Raw genomic sequence first — 16,198 nt, 5'->3', positions numbered from 1 at the left:
GGGAATGAGAATGAGCTACTCTGAAAAGCTTCTTGATGCAATTGAGCAGCAGGACTTTTCTCAAGAAAAAATATTATTAGAAAAAGCTTTAGAAAAGGATAAGCCTGAAATATTAGCCTCATTGGCAGAAAATTTAGTAGGATTGGGTTTTTCAGATCTGGCAAAAGAAATATATCGCAGTTTAATTGCTCGTTTTCCCCGAGAGGACATTTTCAAAATATATTTAGCAGAGATTTTATTAAATGACGGTAAAGATGAAGATGGTCTTACTTTGCTTTATAATATTGCTCCTGATTCTTCCTCTTATCTTGACAGCTTATTAGTTCAAGCTGATTATTATCAAACAAATGGTTTGATTGAAACGGCCTATAAAAAGCTGTTAGAGGCAGAAAAAATTGCCCCTGATGAGGATGTCGTAAAGTTCGGTTTGGCTGAACTGGATTATCTTAGTGGAAACTACGAACAGGCTCTTAACAGATATCAAGATTTGATAAAACAACATAAAACTTTTAGTGAAGTCAATTTAAACGATCGTCTTTTTCAAACCCTTGCAAAATTAGGACGGTATGAAGAGGCCGGTGAAGTTATTGCCAAAAATTGCAATGACATTCTTGACATTGATAGTAAATATCAGGCTGCGTTAGTTATGTTAGCATTGAACAAAGACGATCAGGCAATTAAATATTTGAATGAAGTAATTGATCAGAGTCCCGATTATGTAAATGCATACCGTTTACTTACTACAGCTTACGAGCATAAAAACAATAATGAGCAGGAATTACGTTCTGCTCAGGCAGGTATTGCATACAATGAGTTAGATCCTGTTTTGTACAAAAAGGGTGCTCAGGCAGCAGTTAAATTGAACGAATTGAATACTGCTGAAAACTTGCTAAAAAAAGGTATTAAAAATATTCCTGAAAGTTTAGATTTACGCACACAATTGTCTAATCTTTATGTTAAGGAAAATAAAAATGATGAAAATATTGCACTTTTTGCCAAAGTTGACGATGAAGATCTGGAAGCTCAAGCTCACTGGAATTTAGCTCTTTCTTACCAAAATTTAGATCAGAGCGCAAAAGCCAAAAGTGAATTTTTACTGGCTTATCCTGAATTTAAAAATAACAGTGCTTTTTTAAAGCAAATGATTCGTTTCTTCAATACTGAGCCAAACTCAAAAGATATCGTCAAAGAATTATTAAACTCTTATTTGAAACTCGAACCTGAGGATACTGAGATACAGGAATTGAATGATGAATTGTTATAATGATTAAAACAATATGTACTTTGATGAAAAAGAAAGTTTTTATGCTTCATTTTTATTATTTATAAGTTTAACGGGCTAATAAATCATTTTAGATTTATTAGCCCGTTGTTTTTATCAGTTCCCACCAAATTAGTTTGATGTGAAGAATCATTTTCTAATCAGAAGGTGATGGCTTTTTTGTTTATAAGTCAAACCCTCTCCTAAGACTTCATGGACTTCAATGACGCTAACAAAAGCATGAGGATCTTCTGCAGCAATCAGTTCTTTTACTAATGGAATTTCTCTTGGTGAAACAACAAGATAGATTACAGGTCGTTTGGTTTTTTTATAACCACCGCGAGCTTCAAGATAAGTAAAACCACGATCTAATTTCAAATCTATCATTTTAGCAATTTGTTGATAATTATCAGAGATAATAAGCAGACCACGTGCAGAATAGGCTCCTTGTTGGACGGCATCCATAACTTTAGAAAGAATAAATGCAGCTACTAAAGTATACATAATATGCTTGAGGTCTAAATATGATAAGGATGATAATAAAATAATCGTGTCGCAGAACAATAAAACTTTGCCAGAAGACATGCCATACTTCATTTGCATAATGCGGGCAATAATATCTGTGCCACCAGAAGTGCCATTATACCGAAAAACTAAACCCAAGCCTATACCAGAAAGGGTTCCAGCAAGTATTGCAGATAGGAAGAGGTCGTGTTCTAAGTTCAATTGATATATAATAGGGGTTAAGCGCCAGAACCACAAGAAAAATGACAGCCAAAGAGTTCCCCAGATAGTATAGGCTAAAAGTCTTTTACCCATAAAACGATATCCAAGAATTATCAATGGAATATTTAATAGCAAAGACGATAAACCCATGTTAATGCCCCAGAAGTGTCTCAAAAGCAAAGTAATGCCACTAATGCCACCATCTGTAAGCCTATTTGGTGCGGAGATCACGTCAAGGCTGAAGCCATAAATCCCACAGCCAGTCATGATCATTATAAGTTCAAAAATAATTCTTTTGTTAATCTTTTTCATGATAATAAAACTTTCTTTATATAAATTGATACTTTAAAATTACCATAAATTAAAAATAAAAACACAGATAAATGAGTTGAGATAATAATGATAAAAATAAACAATTTACCACCAATTTTTACAGCCGCTTTTCCCGTGCTCAAGCAGTTAGAGCAAGCTGGTTATGAAGCATATTTTGTAGGAGGATCGATTCGTGATTTGATTTTAAAAAGACCGATTCACGACATAGATATTGCTACCAGTGCATATCCCGCAGAAGTAAAAAGAATTTTTCCAAAAACTATTGATACAGGAATTAAACATGGTACTGTTACTGTTTTAAATGATGGCGCTAGTTATGAAATTACCACATTTAGAACAGAATCGGGTTATCAAGACTTTCGCCGACCGGATCACGTCACTTTTGTACAAAATCTAGCTGAAGATTTAAAAAGACGTGATTTTACTATCAATGCATTGGCAATGAACAGAACAGGGGAAATAATTGATCTTTTCAATGGCTTGGGGGATTTGCAAAAACATCTTATTAAAGCCGTAGGAGATCCCATGAAAAGATTTCATGAAGATGCTTTGCGGATGATGAGAGCGGTCCGCTTCATGAGCCAGCTTAATTTTGACCTTGAATCTCAAACTAAAGAGGCAGTAAGTGATTTACATCAACTACTGTCCAAAATTTCTGTCGAAAGAATCCGTGATGAATTTGTCAAGATGGGCACTGGAACAAATTCCCGAGCTGCCTTCAAAATCTTTTTACAAACTAAGTTAAGTGAAAGCGTGCCTGATTTTGCTGGTAAAAGTGATTTACTGGCAATTTATCCTAAGTTAAAATTTAACCCCAGTTTGGAAACCAGTCTTTGGTCTATAATTATTATTTTGCTAAAAATTTCAGATAACCAAATAGCTCGCTTTATGCGTGATTGGAAAAATTCAAATGCTATGACAGAAAAAGTCAGAAAAATTGTGGCTCTGTTTGATTTGATTTCTGAAAAATCGCCTTCTGATCTTGAGCTGTTTAATGCCGGTAAAGATATTTTGCTTAACACAATAGACGTGGCGCATATTTTAGGACAGCCGGTCAATTCCGAAGCATTGGTTGATCGCTATACAGCTTTGCCAATTAAGTCAATGTCAGAATTGGCTATTGACGGTCAATTCTTGATTGCAAACGGCATAAAGCCTGGACCAAAATTGGGTCAAATTCTTAATCAAATTAAACAAAAAGTTATTGCAGGAGAGTTAGATAATTCTGAAGATGAAATCCAGGAATATTTGCAGCAAATAAATTAACCTAGACGTAAAGAAGAACAGAAAAAAACATTAAAGTTGATCCTAAAATGACAAACAGGTGCCAAATCACATGAATAAAGGGAATCCTTTTCATTGTGTAGAATAGTGCACCAACAGTATAAGCTACACCTCCGCTAACTAGTAGCCAGAACCCAATGGGGCTGAGTCGTACATACAAATGATTACCTGCTAAAATTACCAGCCAGCCCATAGCAACGTATAAAATAGTGTCTAATATAACGTGTTTGCCACGATTAAAAATGTAGTAGATGATGCCAAATATCGCAATTATCCAAACCAGAGTAAATAACATTATGCCCCATTTGCCACCTATTGCTACAAGGGAAAAGGGAGTATATGATCCTGCAATTAGCAGAAAAATTGATGAATGATCAAAAATTTGAAAAACATTGCGAGCTCGAGTGAAGATGAGACTATGGAAAAGTGTAGAGAAAAGATAAAGCAGAAGCAAACAAGAGCCATAAATAGTGAAAGTAACTATTCTTAATAGACTATGTGTTGAAACGGCTTTGATAATTAAAAGTACTAATCCGGCAACTGCCAGGCAAAAACCAATTCCATGCGTGACAGCACTGAGGATATTATCTACTATGTAATAAGTTTTGGATCTTTGTTCAGGTTCTTGCCAGATTTTTTGCAATTTCATAATGAAACAGTTTGTTCGCTTTCTTTTTTTTGCTAGTTTTTTTGCTATAATAATTATAATTAATACAGTTCACATTCTATCATAAATGAGAACATCAAATCAGAATTGAGGGCGAGTACGTTGTCAGAAATAAAAATTTTGACTGATTCTTCCGCGCAGTTAACGCCGGAGGAAATTAAAAAATATCATATAACCGTTGTGCCTTTATCGGTCACAATCGATGGTGATACTTATCTTGACGGAGTGGAAATAACCAGACAGCAATTTGTCCAAAAAATGAGTGAATCTAAAAAGTTGCCAACTACGAGCCAACCACCTATCGGAACCATGGTTGATACGATTAATGAATTAACTAAAGATGGTAGCGAAGTCATTGGCATATTTTTGGCGAAGGTATTAAGCGGCACAATTGATGCAGCTCGTCAGGCAGTTAAGCTAACTGGTAAATCAGATCTGGTACATATAGTTGACTCTGAATTAACTGATCGTTCTGAAGGATTTCAGGTTTTGGCAGCTGCGCGAGATATTGCCGCTGGCAAAAGTATTCCTGAAATTTTGGCTCATATTGAAAAAATTAAAAAAACTCAGCGTTTGCATTTACTTATTGTCAATTTAGAAAATGTGGTTAAAGGTGGACGGTTAGGTCCTTTAGCTGGTAAAATTGTCAACATGCTTAATATACACATTGAATTGCAAATGCCGAATGGTCATTTGAAAATTGCAAAAAAAGGAAGAGGCAAGAAGTTTTCTTTAGCTTTTGATAAACGCATTTTAGATGAAATTGAGGCCAACAAAGAAAAAATCAAGGAAGTCGGCATCTCATATGTTGCAACGGAAAGCACACCGCAAAAGCTACTCGATTTTGCCCAAAAAATTAAAGATATTAATTCTAAAATTGATGTTTTAGTGCGAGAAACCAGTCCTATTATTGCAACGCATGCAGGGATGGGAGCATACGCAGTTTTGTATTACACGGAGTAAAAATTGGCATATAGAGAAAGCTTTTATCGCTATTTAATGACACAGCGTAATGCTGATTCAAATGATGAAGTTGCGCAGTTTGCAAATAATGCACAAAATGATCAGACTTTTCCCAAGCAAGAGCAAAATTATGAAAAATTATCTGATTATCTTGAGCTTAATGGTGGTTATTTACCAAGCATGAGCATTTTTGATAAAGCATATCAAATGTATCGTGAAAAAATGACGTATTAAATTAGGGCTCCTAATTGCTATGGAGCCCTTTTCGCGTAAGAAAGGCAAAAAATGGTTAATATTCAGTGGTATCCAGGGCATATGAATAAAGCTCGGAATCAACTTGAAGATAAAATGAATTTAATTGATGTCATTGTAGAAGTTTTAGATGCACGAATTCCTCAATCATCACGTAACCCAATGATCGAAAAACTTGTAGGTAGTAAACCACATTTGATTATTCTAAATAAAGCTGATTTGGCAGATCCAGTGATGACTAAAAGGTGGCAGAAAAAGTTTACCACTAAAGGAAAGTTTGTGATGGCTCTGGATTCTCTTCATAATACCAATATGCAAGTGCTCGTGAAGATGATCAAAAAAGCTGCTGCAGCGAAAATTGAAAAATTACAACAAAAAGGTGCATCAAGCCCTGTTATCAGAGTTGCAATTGCTGGTATCCCCAATTGCGGCAAGTCCACAATTATTAATCGTCTTGTTGGTCGCAATGTCACTCAGGTTGGTAATAAACCGGGAGTAACCAAGGGGCAAAATTGGCTCAAAACTGCGGATAATATTCAAATTTTAGATACACCTGGCATTTTGTGGCCTAAATTTGAGGATCAAACAGTTGGATTAAAGCTTGCCGCACTTGGGGCGATTAAGGATACTATTTTTAGCGCTGATGATGTTGCTTTATTTTTATTAGCAAAGTTACGCAAGCACTATTTGAATGATTTAATCAAATTTGCTAGAACTTCCAAAGAAGAAATTCAAAACATTAATGATACTGATCTGTTACTGGCACTAACGGAAGAATATGGCATGCGTGACGATTATGATCGTTTCTCTATGTACCTACTGCAGCGTTTACGTAAAGGAAAAATAGGAAGGGTTACTTTGGATCGGATATGACAATTGGTGAAATAAAAAAATTTCTTTCAAAAGGCCCGGTCAACCCAGAAGATTTGAGTATTTTAGAAAACGATACTCGTGTAGGCGTTCAAAAGCTCTTACTTAGTTATCATAATCGCCAGCAAAAATTAGCCAAGAAAAAGGCTGCATTCACAAAAAGGTTTGCCTATGAGAAAACTTTTTGGGCCAAACAGGAGATCGTTGCAGGGGTAGATGAAGTTGGCAGAGGACCATTAGCTGGTCCTGTTGTGACAGCTGCTGTAATTATTGATGACAATTTTGATTTGACAGATGTTAATGATTCTAAGAAATTAAGTGCCAGTCGCCGCTTGGAATTATACCCTTTAATTTTAAAGGAAGCTGTTAGTGTGGCAGTTGGCATAAAAAGCTCGCAAGTAATTGATGAAATAAATATTTATGAAGCAGACCGTTTAGCAATGGCTGAAGCTGTAATGAATTTAGACGTCAAACCTGATGCTTTGCTGGTTGATGCTATGCAAGTACCGGTTAAATTGCCGCAGGTTCGGTTAATAAAGGGCGACTCAAAATCCAATTCTATTGCTGCTGCTTCCATTGTTGCCAAAGTATTCAGGGATAAATTGATGGCTGACTACGCCAAAATTTACCCTGAATATCATTTTGATGAAAATGCTGGCTATGGCACTCAGGCTCATCTTCAAGCACTTGAAAAATTTGGTCCAACGCCAATTCATCGTAAAACTTTTGCACCAGTGAATTCTTTTTATAAATAAAAAATATGCCTCCTTTTTACGTATTTGTATTTAGGAGGTTTTTTATGAAGACTACCAATTTTCTCTTGCGCTTGAAATTACAAAAAGGCATCGGATATGTTAAGATGTTACGTGTTGCGAGCCAGTTAAAAGTTGCTGATGTTGACATTCAGACTATTAAAAACTTAAATTTGACAAGTAATTTGATAAAAGTCTGTCTAAATGCTTATAATGATATTTATGCGGATAAAATGATCAGAAGAATAGAAAAACAATGTCAGGTTATCAGTTTTTTTGATAAAGAATATCCCGAAAAACTACGTCAAATATATCAGCCACCTTTAATTTTGTTTTTACAAGGAAATTTGAATTTACTTCAGAAAAGAATTGTTACAATTGTTGGTTCACGTCAAGCCACTGGTTACAGTGGCTTAGTTTTGAATAAAATTGTGCCCAATTTAATAAAAGATGACTTTATTATTGCCAGTGGATTGGCTAAGGGTGTCGATGTTATGGCACATAACGCAGCACTGAAATTTAATGGACAAACAATTGCAGTGGTGGGTAATGGTTTAAATTATTTTTATCCTTCGATAAATCAGCAGGTGCAGGAAGAAATTGCTCAAAAAGGTTTACTAGTGAGTGAATATCTACCTGACACTCCACCAAGACCTTATAGATTTCCCCAACGAAACAGAATTTTGGCTGGGATAGCTGAAAGTGTAATTGTTACTGAGGCAAAGCAGAAGTCAGGTTCTCTGATTACAGCAAACTTAGCTTTACAAGAGAATCGTGATATTTACGCTTTACCTGGTCCAATTACCAGTGAGCTGTCTCAAGGACCCAATGAACTTATTCAAGCAGGTGCATATCCAATCACTGATTTTGATTTGCGACTTGAAAGATTTGACAATTAGTAGTTAAATATTCTATTCTCAATGAGTATTTAAAAAAGAATTTAATGAGGAGGCTTTTGATGCCTACTAAATCTAAGCCAAAGAAACGTAAGAAGACACTAGTAATAGTTGAGTCTCCGGCTAAGGCTAAAACAATTGAAAAATATTTAGGACGTAATTATCGTGTAATTGCTTCAAAAGGTCATATTCGTGACTTGCCCAAGTCACAAATGGGAATCGATTTTGACAATAACTATAAGCCAAAATATATTTCTATTAGAGGTAAGGGCGATACTATTAAGGAACTAAAGTCTGAAGCTAAAAAAGCCAAGAATGTATATTTAGCGTCTGACCCGGATCGTGAAGGTGAAGCAATTGCGTGGCATGTTGCTCATGTACTTGACTTGGATCAAAAAGACAAAAATCGGGTCACATTTAATGAGGTAACCAAGGACGCTGTCAAAAATAGCTTTAAAAATCCGAGAACAATTGATATGGACACTGTCAATGCTCAACAAGCTCGCCGTATTCTGGACAGAATTGTTGGCTATTCACTATCTCCTATTTTGTGGGAAAAAGTCAAAAAGGGATTGAGTGCTGGACGTGTTCAGTCAGTCGCATTAAAGCTGGTAATTGATCGTGAAAAGGAAATCAAGAACTTTAAGCCACAGGAATATTGGACTATTGATGCAGAATTCAAAAAATTAAGAAAGACTTTTAATGGTCAGTTTTGGGGTATTAACGGCAAAAAAACTGATTTACCTGATAATGATTCTGTCAAAAAAGTTTTGGCTAAAATTGATAAAAAGAAAAACTTTCAAGTCGCAAATGTTGTTAAACGTGAGCGTCGACGTCAGCCTGCCGCTCCCTTTACAACTTCGACAATGCAACAGGAAGCAAATAAACGTCTGAATTATCGTACCAGAAGAACAATGAGCATTGCCCAGCAGCTTTATGAAGGCATTAGCCTGGGTAAACAGGGTACAGTCGGTTTGATTACCTATATGAGAACTGATTCTAAACGGACATCCCCAATTGCACAGGCGGAAGCCTCTAAGTTTTTAAATGAAAATTATGGCAAAGAATATGCCGCTAAAGGAGCACGCCATTTCAAAAACCAAGAGGATGCTCAAGATGCCCATGAAGCTATCAGGCCAACCAGTGTTTATCGAACTCCAGAGTCTCTCAAATCTGTTTTAACTACTGAACAATATCGTTTGTATAAATTGATTTGGTCCAGATTTTTAGCCAGTGAGATGACTCCAGCTGTTTATGACACAGTAAGAGCTGATATTACGCAAAATGGGGTAATATTCAGAACTACGGGCTCGAAAATGAAATTTGCCGGCTTTACCAAAGTTTATGATAATCAACAGGAAAAAAATGTTGAATTACCTGAATTAAACGAGGGAGATAAAGTTAAGTTAGCCAAGTCTGATAATAAGCAGCATTTCACTATGCCACCTGCCAGATACACAGAGGCCAGCTTAGTTCATTCATTAGAAGAAAATGGTGTTGGTCGTCCTTCAACCTATGCACCGACAATTGATACTATCCAGCGACGCTACTACGTTAAATTAGATGGTAAATCTATCGTTCCCACAGAGCTAGGCGAGATTGTCGATAATTTGATCGAAAAATTTTTCCCTGATATTGTCAACATCGACTTTACAGCGCAACTGGAAAATGATCTTGACGGAATTGAAGAGGGCAAGAAAGATTGGGTCAAAGTAATTGATGATTATTATCATCCCTTTAAAAAAGAGCTGGATAAAGCTGACGCTGATATCAAAAAGGTGCAAATAAAAGATGAGCCTGCCGGTTTCAATTGTGATATCTGTGGTGCGCCGATGGTTATTAAAATGGGACGCTATGGTAAATTTTACGCCTGCTCACGTTTCCCAGATTGTCGCAATACAAAGGCAATTGTAAAAAAGGTTGGCGTTATTTGTCCGAAATGCGGCAAAGGTGACGTGATTGAGAAAAAATCAAAGCGTAACCGCAAGTTTTATGGCTGTTCACGTTACCCTGATTGTGACTTTGTTTCTTGGGACAAGCCTATTAACCGAAATTGTCCTAACTGTGGTCATTTTCTAGTTGAAAAAAGAAATAAAAAAGGACCTGTTGTTCTTTGTCCAAATGGCGATTATAAAGAAGAAACAAGTGCTGAAAAAGATACTGTAGAAAGTTAAATTTATGTTAATATCATCAGATCAGTCATGATTTGATGATATTCTTGTATATAAAGTAAAATAATTTTAGTAAAGGAATATGATCATATGCCAGAAAAAGTAACTGTAATTGGAGGCGGTCTGGCCGGAAGTGAGGCAGCCTGGCAACTAGCAAAGCGTGGAATTGCTGTCGATTTTTACGAAATGCGTCCTAAAAAAATGACCCCGGCGCATAAAACAGACAAGCTGGCTGAATTGGTGTGCACAAACTCAATGCGTTCAAATCAGTTATCTAATGCTGTAGGTTTATTAAAAGAAGAAATGCGTCAGCTTGATTCGCTTATTATGGCAGCTGCTGATCATTCCCAGGTACCTGCTGGTGGAGCATTAGCAGTTGACAGAGAGCAGTTCAGTGATTATGTCACAAGCAAGCTGCTGGCTCTGCCAAATATTAATTTTCATACTGAAGAAATTACCCAGATTCCGCAAGATTGTATTGCAATTATTGCTACTGGTCCCTTGACTAGTGATAAACTGGCCGAAGAGATACAAAAATTTTCAGGCAATGAAAGCCTGCATTTTTTTGATGCAGCGGCACCTATAATTGCTGCTGATTCGATTGATATGGATATCGTCTATAAAAAATCTCGTTATGACAAAGGTGAAGCTGCATATCTAAATTGTCCTATGACAAAGGAAGAATATGAAAGATTTGCTCGGGAATTGGTTAGTGCGGAGACTGCAGAAGTTCACAGCTTTGAAAACAGTGACGTTTTTGAGGGCTGTATGCCGATTGAAGTTATGGCTCAAAGAGGTATGAAAACTATGCTTTTTGGTCCACTTAAACCTGTAGGATTGGAAAATCCAGCTACTGGAAAAACTCCTTATGCAGTTGTTCAGCTTAGACAAGATAATGCCGTAGCCTCAATGTATAACATTGTTGGCTTTCAGACTCACCTAAAGTATGGTGAACAAAAACGGGTTTTTTCTATGATTCCTGGCTTGGCTCATGCCCGTTTTATCAGATATGGCAAAATGCATCGCAACACGTATATGGCTTCTCCAGCTGTATTATCTGCCTCATATGAAGCAAAAAAGCAGCCAGGTCTATTTTTTGCAGGACAAGTGACTGGAGTCGAAGGATATGTTGAAAGTGCTGGCAGTGGTCTGGTTTCAGGGATTAACGCTGCTAGAAGAGCAAGTGGACAAGAACCGGTTGCTTTTCCTAAACTAACAGCTTTAGGATCAATGGCTAATTACGTAACTACTGCTGACATCAAGCATTTTCAACCTATGAATGCCAGTTTTGCATTAATTCCGGGACTTGAAGGTTCCAAAGTGCGCAACAAGAAAGAGCGCCACTTAAAAATCAGCCAGCGTGGTCTAGAATGTCTTAAGGAATTTCAACAGGGAGTGCTGCATTAAGATGGATGCTGGAAAAGACAAACTGATAAAGCTGTTTACCTCATATTTGCGTATTGAACGTCAATATAGTCCCAAAACAATAATGTCTTATCAAACGGATTTGCTGGAAGCAAAAAAATTTTGGCAGGAAAATGGCGGCTTTAATGGTTGGTCAAAAATAAATAGACGTGATGTTGAAATTTTTTTACAAAACTTAACAGAACGCAAATTAGCGCGTTCGACGCAGTCGCGTAAAATGTCTAGCCTCAGGTCGTTTTATCACTTTTTAACTAGACGAAAAATTGTTAAAATAGATCCAGCGCAAACAATTGTTTTGCGCACTAAAGAACGAAAGTTACCCCAGTTTTTTTATGCACCAGAAATGAAACAAGTATTTGACTCTTTAAGTGGAAATGAACCCTTGACTCTACGTAATTTAGCATTAATTGAATTGTTTTATACTACTGGGATGAGGGTTAGCGAAGTAAGCAACTTAACAAGAAAGCAAGTAGATTTAGATTTAAAGATAATTCTGGTACACGGTAAAGGTAATAAAGACAGATACGTTGCGTTTGATGATAAAACTAAAGCCGCGTTAGTTAATTATTTGGAAAATGGTCGCGATCAACTTGTAAAAGGTGATGGCAGTTCAGATTATGTCTTTTTAAATAATAAAGGCAAACCATTAACGGATCGTGGCATCGAGTATATTATGCAAAGGGTTTTTAATAAGGCTGGCATTAATGGTAAGGTACACCCGCACGAATTGCGACATTCATTTGCTACGGCAATGTTGAATAACGGCGCAGATTTACGCAGTGTACAGGAACTTTTGGGTCATGACAATTTATCTACCACACAAATATATACTCACGTGACTATGAGCCACTTACAGGCAAATTATGAAAAATACTTCACTCGCAATGATAAGAAAGATGAGGCAAAAAAATGACAACAATATGTTCAGTAAAATTTAATGGTAAAACTGCAATTGCTGGCGATGGACAGGTAACTCTGGGTGAAAAAGTAATTGCAAAGTCTACCGCTAAAAAGATTAGACGAATTTATCACGATCAAGTTGTAATTGGCTTTGCTGGTGGCGTAGCCGATGCCGTCAGTTTGCAAGACATGCTTGAAGGCAAATTAGAAGCTTTTGGAGGTGATTTACGCAGAGCTGCTGTGGAAATGGCACAAGCATGGCGTAAAGACGCAACCTTGCAAAAGCTGGAGGCCATGCTCATTGCTTTTAACGAAAAAGATCTTTTATTAATTTCCGGCAATGGTGAAGTGCTCGAACCAGATGAAAATGTGGTTGCGATTGGTTCTGGTGGCAACTTTGCTCAGGCTGCCGCCATCGCAATGACTAGACATTCGTCCAATATGAGTGCCAGTGAAATTGCTCATGAGGCTGTTGAAATTGCTTCTGGAATTGATATCTTTACTGATAATCAGATTATAACTGACGAATTGTAAAAACGAGGCAGATAAATAATATGGAAACAAAAACACCAAAGCAAATTGTTAATTTACTTAATGAATACATTATAGGCCAAGATGAAGCTAAAAAGGCAGTTGCTGTTGCTCTTTATAATCGTTATCGCAGAATGCAGCTACCCAAGAAAATGCAGGAAGATATCACACCTAAGAACCTCTTAATGGCGGGGCCCACGGGCGTTGGTAAAACAGAAATTGCCAGAAGATTAGCAGCGATTGTTAATGCGCCGTTTGTCAAAGTAGAAGCTACAAAATTTACTGAAGTTGGTTATGTCGGTCGTGATGTTGAGTCAATGGTGCGCGATTTAGTAAATGAAGCAGTGCGCATGGAAGAAAAGGATCAATTTGATCGTGTTCGCCCTCAGGCAACTAAAAAGGCCAACAAAATTTTAGTACGTTTGCTTGTTCCTGGAGTAAAAAAAGATAAAAGAAAAAATCAGATGCAGGAATGGCAAGATATGATGTCAATGATCATGGCAGGGGGTCAGAACAATGATCAGTCTTCTGCCGCAGACCAAGAAGAAATAACTGATGATGTCCGTAATCAGCGTCTTACTGTGTCAGAGCAGTTAAATAAGGGCTTGCTTGAAAATCGGGAGGTCACTATCGAAGTTGAACAAGCGCCTAAAGTCAATCCTATGGGTGACATGATGGGACAAATGGGAATTGATATGAGCTCAATGCTTAACGATTTGGTTCCTAAAAAGAAAATTAAACGTACTTTAGCAGTTAAAGATGCCCGTGAAGTCTTAATTCAGCAAGAATCCCGTAAGATGATTGATTATGACTCCCTTTATCAAAAAGCTATTGAGCGTACAGCTAATAACGGCATTATTTTTATTGATGAAATTGATAAAATTACTGCTGGCAATAAGAAAACTTCCGGTGAGGTATCACGTGAGGGTGTGCAAAGAGATATTTTGCCAATTGTTGAAGGCTCTACTGTTCAAACTAAATATGGTCCTGTAGCAACTGATCACATACTCTTTATTGCTGCTGGAGCATTTTCTGAATCCAAACCAAGTGATTTAATTCCTGAATTGCAAGGCCGTTTTCCAATTAGGGTTGAACTTAATGCCTTATCCAAAGACGATTTTGTTAAAATTCTCAAGGATCCTGAAGATTCACTTTTAGAGCAATATGTTGCCTTGATGAAAGCTGACGGAATCAAATTAGTCTTTACACAAGAAGCAGTTGATCGGATTGCTCAAATTGCTTATGACGTAAACCAGGGAACTGACAATATTGGTGCCAGAAGATTGTCAACAATTCTTGAGAAGTTGCTGGAAGATGTTTTGTATGAAGGCCCAGATATGTCCATGGGCGAAATTACAGTGACTGAGGCATATGTTAACGAAAAACTTAGTGATATAATAACAAATAAAGATTTAACTAAGTTCATTCTTTAACAAAGGTGATGATTAAGCATGAATTACACTATTAAAAATAGCATCTTACAGGTCAAAATTGCCAGTAAGGGTGCTGAAGTGCAAAGTGTGAAAAGTTTACATAGCGGATACGAATATATTTGGCAGGCTGATCCTGAAGTTTGGAAAAGGCATGCTCCCGTACTTTTTCCCATTGTGGGGAAACTTAAAAATGATGAATATACTTATCAGGGCAAAACCTACCACTTAACTCAACATGGTTTTGCACGAGATTCAGAGTTTAAAGTTGAGCGACATACGGGCGAAAGCATCACTTTTTTGCTAACGGATTCTGCAAAAACCCGAGAGGTTTATCCGTTCAAATTTGAATTGCGTGTGAACTATAACTTGCTTAATAATCTGCTGGAAGAAAATTTTTCTGTCATTAATAAGTCAGATGGTGAAATGATTTTTGGCATTGGTGGACATCCCGGCTTTAACATTCCCACAAGCAAGACTTTGTCTAAGGAAGATTTTTACTTCAGTACTAAGCCTTCTCGTGCGCGCGTTCGTATTCCTCTTAAAGGAGCATTTTTAGACTGGCCTAATCGATCTCTGGCCTCAACTAATAGTTTGATTACCCTAAGTGATCATCTGTTTAAAGATGATGCTTTGATTTTTCAAATGCGTGGACACGACAACCGAGTATCTTTAAGAACAGATGCCAATAATTTTCATGTAAATGTTTGGTTAAGGGATGCTCCCTTTGTAGGCGTGTGGTCACAATATCCTAAGTCTGCAGATTATGTCTGTATTGAACCCTGGTGGGGCATAGCTGATCGCACTGATACTAATCAAAAATTAGAAGAAAAATACGGCATGAATCACATTGAAGCTGGTGGCACTTTTACGGCTGGTTTTAGTATGGCCTTTCATGATCAAGATGAATGAGTATAAAAATAAATTATTTAGGTTGAAAAGAAAGCCTCAAGGCTTTCTTTTTTTACAGTTCCCTATTAACTCAAGAAAAAACCTTCTTGCGAACTAATGTTCTTATGTCTATAATAAAATAGCTAGCTAAACTCGCTAGCCATACTTATTTGATATACAATCATAATTTATGATGTCTTTTCTTATACCAGTACCATAAACCAAAGGGAATGATATTCTCTTGATGGTGCAATAATCGTTTAATATTGCTTCTGTGACGAATAAATAGGATAATCATGATGCAGCCCACGATAATTTCAAGATAAATATCGTGAAAGAAAAAAGTTACAATAAATATTAAGACAACTGCAATTAAACTGGACAGACTGACATAAGACGTGATAAAAACCAATGGTAAGAAAATGAGAGCACAGACGCCAAAGAATTTTAGGTTATAGCCCAAGAAAAGTCCCGCACTGGTTGCTACAGCTTTACCACCTTTAAATTTTAGAAAGATGGAACATGTGTGTCCCAGGATGGCTAATCCCCCTGAAATTAACAAAAAATATTTAGGGGCATTGATATGAAAAATTCTAGGCAAATTTGTGGCTAACGTTCCCTTGAGGACATCAACAATCAAAACCAGACTACCTGCCAGTGGTCCAAAAACGCGAAAAGAGTTAGTGGTTCCGATATTGCCAGAGCCATAATTTCTAATATCTTCTGCAAAAAACACCTTGCCGACGATCACGCCAGTAGGAAACGAACCTATTAAATATGCTAGAATAAATATCAGAATTAAATTTAAATTTATCATGTATATCCTGCTCTCTTAAAGTCTAATGC

Annotated in this window: 16 protein-coding genes; 13 read left to right on the top strand and 3 right to left on the bottom strand. The window is 36.9% G+C overall.

Features of this window, described 5'->3' with window-relative positions:
• The first annotated feature begins 10 nt into the window (after positions 1 to 10).
• Positions 11 to 1,264 (top strand): tetratricopeptide repeat protein, encoded by a 1,254-nt coding sequence (locus ERK18_RS06270; RefSeq protein ID WP_187154740.1) that lies wholly within the window; start codon positions 11 to 13, stop codon positions 1,262 to 1,264.
• 147 nt (positions 1,265 to 1,411) lie between these two features.
• On the opposite strand, the gene ERK18_RS06265 is transcribed toward ERK18_RS06270, so the two are convergent.
• A complete protein-coding gene (locus ERK18_RS06265) occupies positions 1,412 to 2,299 on the bottom strand; it encodes a YitT family protein (protein ID WP_187154739.1) in 888 nt (295 codons plus the stop codon).
• A gap of 87 nt (positions 2,300 to 2,386) precedes the next feature.
• Between ERK18_RS06265 and ERK18_RS06260 the strand changes: the two genes are divergently transcribed.
• Complete coding sequence (locus ERK18_RS06260) at positions 2,387 to 3,586, top strand: CCA tRNA nucleotidyltransferase (RefSeq protein ID WP_109586255.1); 1,200 nt, start codon at positions 2,387 to 2,389, stop codon at positions 3,584 to 3,586.
• A 1-nt stretch (position 3,587) separates the two neighbouring features.
• Here the strand turns inward: ERK18_RS06260 and trhA are convergent, their stop codons facing one another.
• A complete protein-coding gene (trhA, locus tag ERK18_RS06255; protein ID WP_187154738.1) occupies positions 3,588 to 4,253 on the bottom strand; it encodes a PAQR family membrane homeostasis protein TrhA in 666 nt (221 codons plus the stop codon).
• A 120-nt stretch (positions 4,254 to 4,373) separates the two neighbouring features.
• On the opposite strand from trhA, the gene ERK18_RS06250 reads away from it, so the two are divergent.
• The 11 genes from ERK18_RS06250 (at position 4,374) to ERK18_RS06200 (ending at position 15,373) form a co-directional block, all read left to right on the top strand.
• Positions 4,374 to 5,234 carry a DegV family protein gene (locus ERK18_RS06250; RefSeq protein WP_187154737.1) on the top strand — a complete coding sequence of 287 codons (861 nt, stop codon included), beginning with the start codon at positions 4,374 to 4,376 and terminating at the stop codon, positions 5,232 to 5,234.
• Positions 5,235 to 5,237: 3 nt separating this feature from the next.
• The gene (locus ERK18_RS06245; RefSeq protein WP_034979215.1) at positions 5,238 to 5,468 is read left to right on the top strand and encodes a YozE family protein; all 231 of its coding nucleotides are present in this window, start codon (positions 5,238 to 5,240) and stop codon (positions 5,466 to 5,468) included.
• A 51-nt stretch (positions 5,469 to 5,519) separates the two neighbouring features.
• Complete coding sequence (gene ylqF / locus ERK18_RS06240) at positions 5,520 to 6,359, top strand: ribosome biogenesis GTPase YlqF (protein ID WP_187154736.1); 840 nt, start codon at positions 5,520 to 5,522, stop codon at positions 6,357 to 6,359.
• Positions 6,356 to 7,111 carry a ribonuclease HII gene (locus ERK18_RS06235; RefSeq protein WP_045928056.1) on the top strand — a complete coding sequence of 252 codons (756 nt, stop codon included), beginning with the start codon at positions 6,356 to 6,358 and terminating at the stop codon, positions 7,109 to 7,111. Before ylqF ends, ERK18_RS06235 begins: the two co-directional genes overlap by 4 nt.
• 44 nt (positions 7,112 to 7,155) lie before the next feature.
• Complete coding sequence (gene dprA, locus ERK18_RS06230; protein ID WP_045928057.1) at positions 7,156 to 8,007, top strand: DNA-processing protein DprA; 852 nt, start codon at positions 7,156 to 7,158, stop codon at positions 8,005 to 8,007.
• Positions 8,008 to 8,066: 59 nt separating this feature from the next.
• Complete coding sequence (gene topA / locus ERK18_RS06225; protein WP_187154735.1) at positions 8,067 to 10,178, top strand: type I DNA topoisomerase; 2,112 nt, start codon at positions 8,067 to 8,069, stop codon at positions 10,176 to 10,178.
• A gap of 87 nt (positions 10,179 to 10,265) precedes the next feature.
• Positions 10,266 to 11,582: a methylenetetrahydrofolate--tRNA-(uracil(54)-C(5))-methyltransferase (FADH(2)-oxidizing) TrmFO gene (gene trmFO, locus ERK18_RS06220; protein WP_187154734.1), complete on the top strand. Its 1,317-nt coding sequence runs from the start codon at positions 10,266 to 10,268 to the stop codon at positions 11,580 to 11,582.
• A 1-nt stretch (position 11,583) separates the two neighbouring features.
• A complete protein-coding gene (gene xerC / locus ERK18_RS06215; protein ID WP_187154733.1) occupies positions 11,584 to 12,513 on the top strand; it encodes a tyrosine recombinase XerC in 930 nt (309 codons plus the stop codon).
• Complete coding sequence (gene hslV, locus ERK18_RS06210) at positions 12,510 to 13,034, top strand: HslVU peptidase proteolytic subunit (protein ID WP_045928061.1); 525 nt, start codon at positions 12,510 to 12,512, stop codon at positions 13,032 to 13,034. The genes xerC and hslV overlap by 4 nt, the downstream gene beginning before the upstream one ends.
• 20 nt (positions 13,035 to 13,054) lie before the next feature.
• Positions 13,055 to 14,464 carry an ATP-dependent protease ATPase subunit HslU gene (hslU, locus tag ERK18_RS06205; RefSeq protein ID WP_187154732.1) on the top strand — a complete coding sequence of 470 codons (1,410 nt, stop codon included), beginning with the start codon at positions 13,055 to 13,057 and terminating at the stop codon, positions 14,462 to 14,464.
• An 18-nt stretch (positions 14,465 to 14,482) separates the two neighbouring features.
• Positions 14,483 to 15,373, top strand: a complete 891-nt coding sequence (locus ERK18_RS06200) for an aldose 1-epimerase family protein (protein ID WP_187154731.1) — start codon at positions 14,483 to 14,485, stop codon at positions 15,371 to 15,373.
• A 160-nt stretch (positions 15,374 to 15,533) separates the two neighbouring features.
• Here the strand turns inward: ERK18_RS06200 and plsY are convergent, their stop codons facing one another.
• The gene (gene plsY, locus ERK18_RS06195) at positions 15,534 to 16,169 is read right to left on the bottom strand and encodes a glycerol-3-phosphate 1-O-acyltransferase PlsY (protein ID WP_034979190.1); all 636 of its coding nucleotides are present in this window, start codon (positions 16,167 to 16,169) and stop codon (positions 15,534 to 15,536) included.
• Positions 16,170 to 16,198 lie beyond the last annotated feature (29 nt).

The sequence above is a fragment of the Lactobacillus kimbladii genome (genome assembly GCF_014323605.1).
Classification (GTDB): domain Bacteria; phylum Bacillota; class Bacilli; order Lactobacillales; family Lactobacillaceae; genus Lactobacillus; species Lactobacillus kimbladii_B.
The sequence above is the reverse complement of the archived record's forward strand: the minus strand, read 5'-3'. Positions and strand labels throughout refer to the sequence as shown.